Annotated in this window: 13 protein-coding genes; 5 read left to right on the top strand and 8 right to left on the bottom strand. The window is 41.5% G+C overall.

What is annotated here, in order from left to right; translation table 11 throughout:
• The 7 genes from R2B72_RS18280 to R2B72_RS18250 all read right to left on the bottom strand — a co-directional run.
• The coding region (locus tag R2B72_RS18280; RefSeq protein WP_318618316.1) for a transposase at positions 1–313 on the bottom strand (313 nt) is incomplete at its 3' end.
• Between the two features lie 254 nt (positions 314–567).
• Complete coding sequence (locus R2B72_RS18275) at positions 568–1,176, bottom strand: response regulator transcription factor (RefSeq protein WP_318618315.1); 609 nt, start codon at positions 1,174–1,176, stop codon at positions 568–570.
• Position 1,177: 1 nt separating this feature from the next.
• The gene (locus R2B72_RS18270) at positions 1,178–2,308 is read right to left on the bottom strand and encodes a sensor histidine kinase (protein ID WP_318618319.1); all 1,131 of its coding nucleotides are present in this window, start codon (positions 2,306–2,308) and stop codon (positions 1,178–1,180) included.
• A 215-nt stretch (positions 2,309–2,523) separates the two neighbouring features.
• A complete protein-coding gene (locus R2B72_RS18265) occupies positions 2,524–3,576 on the bottom strand; it encodes a fatty acid desaturase (RefSeq protein WP_318618314.1) in 1,053 nt (350 codons plus the stop codon).
• Between the two features lie 209 nt (positions 3,577–3,785).
• Positions 3,786–4,526: a 3-oxoacyl-ACP reductase FabG gene (fabG, locus tag R2B72_RS18260; RefSeq protein WP_318618317.1), complete on the bottom strand. Its 741-nt coding sequence runs from the start codon at positions 4,524–4,526 to the stop codon at positions 3,786–3,788.
• 33 nt (positions 4,527–4,559) lie between these two features.
• The gene (ytxJ, locus tag R2B72_RS18255; RefSeq protein ID WP_318618313.1) at positions 4,560–4,895 is read right to left on the bottom strand and encodes a bacillithiol system redox-active protein YtxJ; all 336 of its coding nucleotides are present in this window, start codon (positions 4,893–4,895) and stop codon (positions 4,560–4,562) included.
• Between the two features lie 5 nt (positions 4,896–4,900).
• Positions 4,901–5,470 (bottom strand): glycerol-3-phosphate acyltransferase, encoded by a 570-nt coding sequence (locus R2B72_RS18250; RefSeq protein ID WP_318618312.1) that lies wholly within the window; start codon positions 5,468–5,470, stop codon positions 4,901–4,903.
• A 122-nt stretch (positions 5,471–5,592) separates the two neighbouring features.
• Between R2B72_RS18250 and R2B72_RS18245 the strand changes: the two genes are divergently transcribed.
• From R2B72_RS18245 to R2B72_RS18225, 5 genes are all read left to right on the top strand, one after another.
• Positions 5,593–6,234 carry a phosphatase PAP2 family protein gene (locus R2B72_RS18245; protein ID WP_318618310.1) on the top strand — a complete coding sequence of 214 codons (642 nt, stop codon included), beginning with the start codon at positions 5,593–5,595 and terminating at the stop codon, positions 6,232–6,234.
• A gap of 36 nt (positions 6,235–6,270) precedes the next feature.
• Positions 6,271–6,579: an MGMT family protein gene (locus R2B72_RS18240; protein ID WP_318618309.1), complete on the top strand. Its 309-nt coding sequence runs from the start codon at positions 6,271–6,273 to the stop codon at positions 6,577–6,579.
• A 106-nt stretch (positions 6,580–6,685) separates the two neighbouring features.
• On the top strand, positions 6,686–7,075 hold the full coding sequence (gene mscL / locus R2B72_RS18235; protein ID WP_318618308.1) for a large conductance mechanosensitive channel protein MscL: 390 nt from the start codon (positions 6,686–6,688) through the stop codon (positions 7,073–7,075).
• Between the two features lie 132 nt (positions 7,076–7,207).
• The gene (locus R2B72_RS18230) at positions 7,208–7,774 is read left to right on the top strand and encodes a sigma-70 family RNA polymerase sigma factor (RefSeq protein ID WP_318618307.1); all 567 of its coding nucleotides are present in this window, start codon (positions 7,208–7,210) and stop codon (positions 7,772–7,774) included.
• Complete coding sequence (locus tag R2B72_RS18225) at positions 7,771–8,880, top strand: DUF4179 domain-containing protein (RefSeq protein ID WP_318618306.1); 1,110 nt, start codon at positions 7,771–7,773, stop codon at positions 8,878–8,880. Before R2B72_RS18230 ends, R2B72_RS18225 begins: the two co-directional genes overlap by 4 nt.
• 50 nt (positions 8,881–8,930) lie before the next feature.
• Here the strand turns inward: R2B72_RS18225 and R2B72_RS18220 are convergent, their stop codons facing one another.
• Positions 8,931–9,230: a hypothetical protein gene (locus R2B72_RS18220; protein ID WP_318618305.1), complete on the bottom strand. Its 300-nt coding sequence runs from the start codon at positions 9,228–9,230 to the stop codon at positions 8,931–8,933.
• Positions 9,231–9,577: the final 347 nt, after the last annotated feature.

Here is a 9,577-nt window from a genome sequence, read left to right as displayed (position 1 = left end):
TTTTCGATTTGAATGTTGGATGCTTCGCTTTCCCATTGAAGAATTTTTTGTAGGCACCGCAAGCATCTTTTATCGCTTGCTTTGGTACGTTATTGCTAATGCCCGTCAACCAGTGATAATCATCTACTTTTTTTAGCTGTGTGAAACGTTTTCTCAACAGATTATCTGATAAAAACTTTCCACCATTTTTATAGTTTTCTTGCTGTTGACCCAATACCCAGTTGTAAGTAAATCGACTTGTTCCTGCGTATTGAAATAGTTTTGAAAGCTGCTTGTTATTTGGTTTTAACATTACTTTCATCGACGTAATCATTGACTAAAACCTCGCTTTTTTAACAGACGAATTAACTGGTTTTAGTTTATTTACCCTTTCGCAACTTGAAACAAACGTTCGTTCACAAATTTTTATAAAATATTTTTAACTGCTGTCAGCCCCCTTGCACGGACTCTCAATATTCAAATAAATCATACCATATTGTGAACGCTTTCTAATAGAGGGGTTATGACCGCCACACCCATTTCCACGCAAAAAAACCGACATTTCTGTCGGCTCCCACAAACAACTATTCATTTAAACCAACCTTTATCCTTAAAGCGTGAAATCGCTTCAATCCGATTCCCCACACCAAGCTTTTCAAGAATCGTGGAAATATAATTACGTACAGTCCCAGGCGTCAAATACAACTCCCCTGCAATTTCTTTTGTCGTCTTGCCATCCGCGATGAGCCCTAACACTTGGCTCTCGCGCTCTGTCAGCGGGTTTTCCGTTTCGTCATCTCCATACGCAATGTCGACGAGCTCCGGTGCATAAATCCGCCGGCCATCCATAATCGTTCGAATGGAACTGACCAGCTCCTCGATTGGACTATCCTTCAACAAATAACCGCGTACGCCTGCTTTCCGAGCACGATCAAAATAACCTGTCCGAGCAAACGTCGTCAAAATAATAATTTTACAGTCATCGCCTCGTAACGCCTCCGCTGCATCAAGCCCCGTCATCACAGGCATTTCAATGTCCATAATACATACATCCGGCTGTTGCTCCTTCACTAACGCAACCGCTTCTTCCCCGTTCTTTGCCTTGCCGACAACTTCCATATCCTCTTCCAAATTGAGCAATGAGCCGAGTGCACCGAGCATCATTCCTTGATCTTCTGCAATAACAATACGTATCATGTCAATTTCCCTCCATAATATGTTTAATAATGACGGGAACTCGAATCGACAACTTCGTGCCCTCACCGCCCTCTATTCGCAGGCTACCATTTATAAATTCAAGCCGTTCTCGCATCCCTTTCAACCCATTGCCTGGCGACGTTTCTCCGCCCCTGGTAATACCAATTCCGTTATCTTCCACACTAATAACGAATTCATTCGGCAATTGCTCAAATACAATACGGCAAGACGTCCCATAGCTATGCTTGACAACATTCGTCACAGCTTCCTTCAAGCACATGCTCAACACATTTTCGACAATCACTGGAATATTCGTAAACGCTGGATCACCAACAACCGTGAAATCCATTTCAGCTGCCTTCAAAATTTGCCGAATACGCATCAATTCATCTTCCAGCTTCATCGCACGCATATCCGCCACCAACTCACGTACTTCCTTCAACGCTGTACTGGCTGTCTGCCGAATATCATGCAACTCCCTTTCCGCTGCTTGCGGATCACGCGATACCAATTTCCCCGCCAAATCACTCTTTAGACCAATTAGCGATAACTTCTGCCCAAGCGTATCATGGAGATCACGGGCAATCCGTTGACGTTCCTCCAGGATAATTAACTCTGAAATCCGTTCTTTCGCATCCTCCAATTGCCCCTCCAAGTTTTCTCGTTTATTGCGATTATACAAATTGAACGGCAACAGCACCGTTCCAATAACAGAAATAAGGATGAAATGGATTTGCGGAAGAAATAATTCGATGTCGATGAAAAAGCCCGCCACAATCGCACCTACCGTGAATGCAATATGTAGTCCATAGATGATAAAAAAGCCAACCGGATTCCGGATATTTCCAATGAAAAACGCAGTAAAAATAGATAAGTACACATAGCCAAACAATAGCGTCATCCCAATATTAATCGTCATTTCAAAACTGAGCCACATGTAGACAAGCCCACTTTTTGATTTGAATGAAAAGCGGAATGACAAAAAGAATAGCAATAATAGCGATATACCAATAGAAATTTCAATTGGCGATGATGATCTAAAAATGAAAAAGAACGGCAAAAAACAAAAAATGACCCACGCATAAATACTAAGCAACGGATTTCTCGGGAAAATACTATACCAACTTTGCATATTGTTCATTCACCGTCCTACATGAAGTTACTTCCATTATAGCAAAATCAATTACGCTGAGGCGTAATTGCGTCCAGATTTTGAATCGAGCTTGCTCGATTGACTCCTTTCAAAATCTGTGACATCCGCCGGAGGCTTTATTTTCATTCAGCAGGGGTCTTCTGCTGAACGAAAATAAACCAGCCACCCCATAAAAGAGATGACTGGTTATCAATTTATTTTACATTCAGGCTTGTGCGCTTCGGTTTCAAATCAATCGAATCTTTCGCTGACTTCACAAGATGCTTAACGTCTTTAAAAGCAACAAACCCTTTACGTTCTGGATCATACAAGCGGAAGCTAATCGATTCCAAACTTGTTTTAATAGTAATTGTTGTTGCTTGATGAAGAGGTGGTGTCTTCTCATGTGCTAGCTCTAAATTGTAGTTCGGTACACGTGGTGCCAAGTGATGCACGTGGTGGAAACCAATATTACCTGTTGCCCACTGCAACACACGTGGCAATTTGTAGTACGAGCTGCCTTCAATAGCTGCTTTGACATAATCCCACTCAGATTCCTCTTCGAAATACGAGTCTTCAAACGTATGCTGGATATAGAACAACCAAATACCAAGTGCCCCTGCGATGAACATGATAGACCCTTGAACAATCACGAATGCCTGCCAGCCAACGAGTAAAATCATACCTGAATATAAGGCAACAAGAATTACATTCGTCAAATACGTATTATTACGCTCTTTCTTTCGCGCATCCTTGCGATTAAAACGACTTGAAATCAGCACAAGATACAGTGGACCAATTCCAAACATTACTAACGGGTTACGGTACAAACGATAAACAAAACGCTGCCATTTCGATGCCTCAATGTATTCGTCAATGGTCATAACCCAAATATCACCAACACCGCGCTTATCGAGATTCGAGCTTGTTGCATGGTGGATAGAATGTTCACGTTTCCACTTTTCATAAGCAAACAGCGTCAACACGCCAGTCATTGTACCTACAATGTCATTCGCCTTTTTATCCTTGAAGAATGAACCGTGCGTGCAGTCATGGAAAATGATGAACGTGCGGATGACAAATCCCGATGCAAGAACCGCAATTCCGAGTGTCAACCAAATCGACACGGACAAGCTCTGGTATGCCAAAAACCATAATAGTAAAAATGGAGGTACCGTGTTAATAATCTGCATAATACTTTTCTTTTGATCTGATTTGGCAAAAGGGGCAACATCTTTGTGCAACTGCTTCGTTTTTTCTTTACTCATGGTATGTTATCCTCCCTAGTTGGATGTTTTTCGCTCGCTTACTTCTTACTCTCATAGTAAAGAACTTTCAAACTTCACAGAAGACATAAATGTCATAACGTACGAGATGATAAATGTCACTTGTTGTGAATTCATTCACAAGGACTTTATTTGCTCTAAATAAAAAGACCATTCCTATTTTGAGGAATAGCCATGTTTCACAATGAAATTCACTTCAACATACCGCCATCCACTTCCAATACCGTTCCATTAATAAAGTCCGATTCGTCACAAGCTAAAAATAAGTAAGCATTTGCGATGTCTTCAGGTGTACCAAGTCGTGTATAGGGTGTCAGCAATTTAATCTGCCCCATCACTTTCTCTGGTATCGTACCAATCATATCAGTCTCAATGAAACCCGGTGCGACAGCATTAACATTGATGCCCTTGCGCCCAAATTCTTTCGCCCACGTTTTTGTCATGCCAATGACGCCCGCTTTCGACGCCGAATAATTTGTTTGCCCCACATTACCACCCGTTCCCGCAATGGACGATGTATTAATGATTTTCCCCTTACCCTGAGCAAGCATTGTCGGCAAGAAGGCTTGTGTACAGTTGAATACGCCCGTTAAATTGACATCAATGACTTGTTTAAAATCTGCGGCGTCCAATTTCAATAGCATCGCATCCTTTGTAATACCTGCATTGTTAATGAGGATATCCACTTTGCCAAACTTGTCAATGACCTGACTCGCTGCCTCTTTGACATGATCGTTATCCGAAACATCTACTTTGAAAAACGCTGCATCTACCCCTGTATCACGTAATTCTTGTGCCTTAGCTTCCCCCGCTTGTTCATCAAAATCGAGAATTGCTACTTGTGCGCCTTGTTGACCAAAAAGTGCGGCAGCAACAGCCCCAATTCCATTCGCCCCACCTGTAATAACTGCAGTTTTGTTCTGTAAACGCAACATTAACTCCCCCAGTCACATTCTATTTACTTGTTATTCATTTCCCTCTAGATTTTCTAAAGCTTTGTTAATTTTTGACTTACTAATTGCATAGTGAGTAGCCTGCCACAGCGCTTTTCCGTCTTTCAACAAAAACAACTGTGGTGACTCATGACGAACGCCTAGATCACTTTCGATTTCATTAGAAATGGAACGATTGTTTTGGATTCTCAAGAAATATTTTGGAATATCTGTTTCAAATGAATCAAATACACGATAAGCAGCTGTACTAACCGGACAAGTCGTGCTGTGCTTCAATACGAATAGCTGTGTCTCTTTGGACTGTTCTAATACGCTTTGCCAATCATTACTTGTTTGTAGCTCTTTCATTTATTTCATCTCCTCGAGTGTAATTTTTCTTTTATATCTTCCCGATGGGCAAATAACAGTAGGCCCGCTACCAAACAGGCCATGAGAAATGTAGGCATACCATATGAAAATATTAACACGATAATCGGCATACAAACGACTGCACTAAGTCCTGCAACCGTGAAGCTTTTAAGAAACGGATACACAACAACAAACAGTCCAACAAAAACAGCAAACAACAAGGGATTGAACGCCAGCATGCCGCCGATAAATGTTGAAACACCCATTCCTCCGCGAAATCGTAACCACAAAGGATAGTTATGCCCGAGCATGACGACGAAAAGAGCTAGCAATTCTACGGGTGCTACGAAACCGAGCCATCTTGCGACGAGCACCGCAACTGCCCCTTTCAGCGCATCCCCTATAAAGGTCGCCACAAACGCCTTTTTGCCCAACACCCGACCTGCATTTCGTGCACCCGGATTGCCGCTGCCTTCTACCTGAATGTTTTTCTTATAAAAGAACTTGCTAATGATGGAGGCCGTCAATACAGTGCCAAGCATGTATGCGCCTATTAATAGAAGAAAAAGTATCATAATCGGTCCTTTTAATAGTATTTTTTTCTAGTGTAGCACCTTTTCAAGAGAATTAGCATTGTGCAACTACCCTTATTCAGGAAAATAGTATAGAATAAATCGCAACTGAAAGGTGGCTAACTATGCGTAAAATTTCATTTGCATTGATTCTTTGTATTGGCTTAGCTATTACATTTATCTATATCGCAACGACAGTAGGCAACAACTCGATAGCCTCCTTTGACACAACTGCCATTGCCTTTGTTCAAGGATTAGAAGCGCCGTGGCTAACTGCCATTCTCAAAGTCTTTACAACAATGGGCTCTGGTTACGTCGTTGTTCCAATGGCTTTGCTCCTCGTTGTCATTCTTTACTTCGGACTGCGTGCTCGTCCTCAAGCGTGGTTATTGCTTATTGTTGTGACTGGAACACCATTGTTCAACAGCTTGCTTAAACTTTATTTTAAAAGAGAGCGACCAGACATCCATCGTATCCTAGACGCACATGGTTTCAGCTTTCCAAGTGGTCACGCTATGATTTCCTTTAGCTTATACGCCATTATCGCGTTTATCGCTTGGGGCTTTATCAAAACAGCAATGGGTCGCGTTATGCTGTTGCTGTTCACGGCCTTTATGATTCTCACCATTAGCATCAGCCGCATCTATTTGGGCGTTCATTACCCAAGCGATATTATTGGCGGATTCACGATTAGCGCATTATGGCTTACCATTGTAATCACAATTTACACGTATTGGCTGGATAAGAAAAGACCAATCCGTATCTGACGCCATTTAACTATTGTATGTAAGGGGGTTACGATTTTGAACGAATTCACAGAGCGCGTCATACGCATCATCAAAGGAATTCCGACTGGACATGTTATGACATACGGCCAAGTCGCCGCTGCTGCCGGTAGTCCACGTGGGGCACGACAAGTTGTCCGGATCCTCCATTCCATGAGCGAAAAATATCAGTTGCCATGGCACCGTATTATTAACATCAAAGGGGAAATTTCACTCACAGGTGGCGACCAACAAGAGCTGCTCGAAATGGAAGGCGTTCATTTGAAAAACGGTAGGGTTGATTTGGCTGTCTATCGTTGGTTTCCAACAGGCGCAGAAGAAGAATAACATACCAATAAACTCCTCTTCGTGTTTAGTAATTTATCATCCAGGGTATTGTATTCATGCACTTAAACAGTACAATAGCAAGACAGATAGAATAGGAGCGAGACGTATGTTAAAAGACTTTAAAGAGTTTGCACTAAAAGGAAACATTATCGATCTTGCCGTCGCGGTTGTTATCGGTGCCGCATTCGGGAAAATTGTATCATCACTTGTCGATAATATTATTACACCACTTATTGGACTTCTTATGGGAGGCATTGATTTCTCGGGACTTAGCTATACATTTATGGATGCAAAAATTGAATACGGGATATTCATCCAAAACATTTTCGATTTCACCATTATTGCGTTCGCAATCTTTATGGCACTCCGTCTATTGATGAAGCTTAAACGGAAAGAGCAGCCTGTCGAGGAAGTAGCGGCAGTACCTGAAGTTGATACAAAAGAAGAACTGTTGAGAGAAATTCGCGACTTGCTGAAAAATGAGCAAGCAGAATAATAGGACAACCCGTCAAAGAGCTGTAAACCGTCATGGTTTATAGCTCTTTTTTCATCAATATGAGAGATAATATTTTCTAGCACGTTGTATAAGGTGTAAAAGCTTTTACAACAAATTAAGGGGAATCATCATATGACGTCTAACGAGGGGAATTTCATTAAACGACTACAACGACAAAAAGAAGATGCCTTAGAATTTGTCGTGGATACCTATTTACCCATCATTAAGGGGATTACCTACAAGGTTCTCATTCCTCTTAACGACCAAGGTGTTATCGACGAATGTATCAACGATATTTTTCTATCCATCTGGAACAATTCGAAAAAATTTAAAGGTGATTCGACGGATTTTAGAAAGTGGATTTGTACCATCGCTAAGTTTAAAGCAATTGATTACTACAGAAAAGCGAGTAAAGAAGTTGAGTTTTCGTCAGAGCATATGGATATGAATGCAGATTTGTCTGCAGAGGACGAACTGATTTTATTGGAAGACCGTACTGAATTAATCAAGCTCATCAACCAACTGGAACCTGTGGACCGAGAAATATTTATCATGAAATTCTTCCTCGGTTTAAAAACAGAAGAAATTGCAAAAAAGCTCGCATTGACCAACACTTCAATCGATAATCGCGTATACCGCGGAAAAAAGAAGCTCTATCAAAAGGTCACTACTTTAGAGTTAGGAGAGAGTAGAATATGAAGGATATCTATGAATTGTTGAATGATGTGAACGTAGATGACCATGAATTCGAGGAAATGACAGTCACTGAATTCGAAAAGGCGAAAGTGAAAAGTGCACTCAAGAAGTCTATTAGCAAGAAGAACAAGAGAAGGGGCTGGAAAATGAATGTAGCGGCAGCTGCCTTAGTTGTGGGCTTATCTACTGTGACAATAGGATTAACGTTCCCAGCTTACGCGGGCAACATTCCGATCATCGGAGATATTTTCAGGTTCTTGGATAATGAAAAAACGGGGCTGTACGACAATTATAAGGAATATTCGACCGAAATGAATCTGACACAAGATAGCAACGGTATTAAAATAACGATTAATGACGCGGTTTTCGACGGAGAAACGGTTGCTATCACCTATTCCATTGAAAGTGATCGTGATTTGGGAGAGGCCCCCTCAACATTACACTTGGGCTCGGCCGATATTAAAGGTGCCACTGGAGCAGCTGGTAGCTCTCACGTTACAAAAGTAGATGACTATCATTATGTCGGCTTAGACAAAATCACTCCTTTCGGATTAACATCAGACATGGCCGACATCAACTGGAAAATAAGGAGCATCTTGCGAACCGATACAGGTGAAAAAATCAAAGGCAATTGGAAATTTGCATTCTCACTTCCAGCGATAGACAGCCAATTCCAATTGACTAACCAAAGTGTTGAGAAAAATGGTGTAACCGTCAATATCGAGAAAGTAGCATTCACGCCAATGTCTTTCATTGTTCATTACAACCAAAAGGCAACCCAGGAAGTACAAGATAAATGGCATGAGGCATACATTGAACTAGAAATTAAAGATGATTTAGGCAACGTCTACACTGGGGAAGGCAATGGCGGGTCAGGTAAAGACGCCTACACGATAAGTTGGAGTAAAACATTCGAAAAACTAGACCCGAATGCGACAAAACTCATTGTCACTCCTCATGTCACCTTCAGAATTCACGATGAGACGAATTCGGGTGGCGTCGAAATTACGGCCGATGGCAAGGAGAAAGAAATTTCAATCCCCGTAAAATCTGGCGTTGGGCGAGAAGAATTTATCATGGATGACATTGTGATTGAATTGGAGAAGTAAGAAGCAGGGACTGCCGTGAATGTAGGTAGTCCCTTTGTATTATTCATGCACTAGTTTTGTCCCGAAGACAAGTAGTCTTCAATTACCGGAAGCGGAAGATTGAAAAGGTCAGATATTTCAGCAAGTGAATACCCTTTTGCATATAAAATATGCGTGAATTCTCTTCCAACTTCTGCTTTACCTTTTTCAATAGCTTCCGCATATCCTATCTTGAACCCTTCAGCTCTGCCTTCCTCTCTAGCATCCTGCCGATACATTGCTTGGTCTATCAAAAACATATCGCGGGATAACGCACGAGCGCTCATTTCCTTTTCATGACTGATTCTGTTCGGTTCATCTTCTTGAAACATTACTAATCCCCTCACCTTTTATGATTTTTCGAGAAAGTCACTACTCGACAAATACTGTTCAATTGTTAAAACCGGGAGACCAAGAAGAGTTGCAATTTCACTAGGTGAAGAGCCTTTCGAATGTAACAGCTTCACGAATTTTTTCTCTCTATCACTCTTCCTTCTTCTCTTCCTTCCGCTAACCGTTCGAAAATATGTATACATACGTATACATAGCGCAAAAGCAAGAACAGTAGACCTTTCGCGATTTACCTGAAGGAATCACGCCTTCACATCAAAGGGGTCAACCATCACACAATTTGTTTAGACAAATTTGAGGATCAATAAAATTGCTCTGAAGGGCGATT

The sequence above is a fragment of the Sporosarcina sp. YIM B06819 genome, from assembly GCF_033485175.1.
GTDB lineage: Bacteria > Bacillota > Bacilli > Bacillales_A > Planococcaceae > Sporosarcina.
Note: the sequence above shows the minus strand (reverse complement) of the source record. Positions and strands in the feature narration are given on the sequence as shown.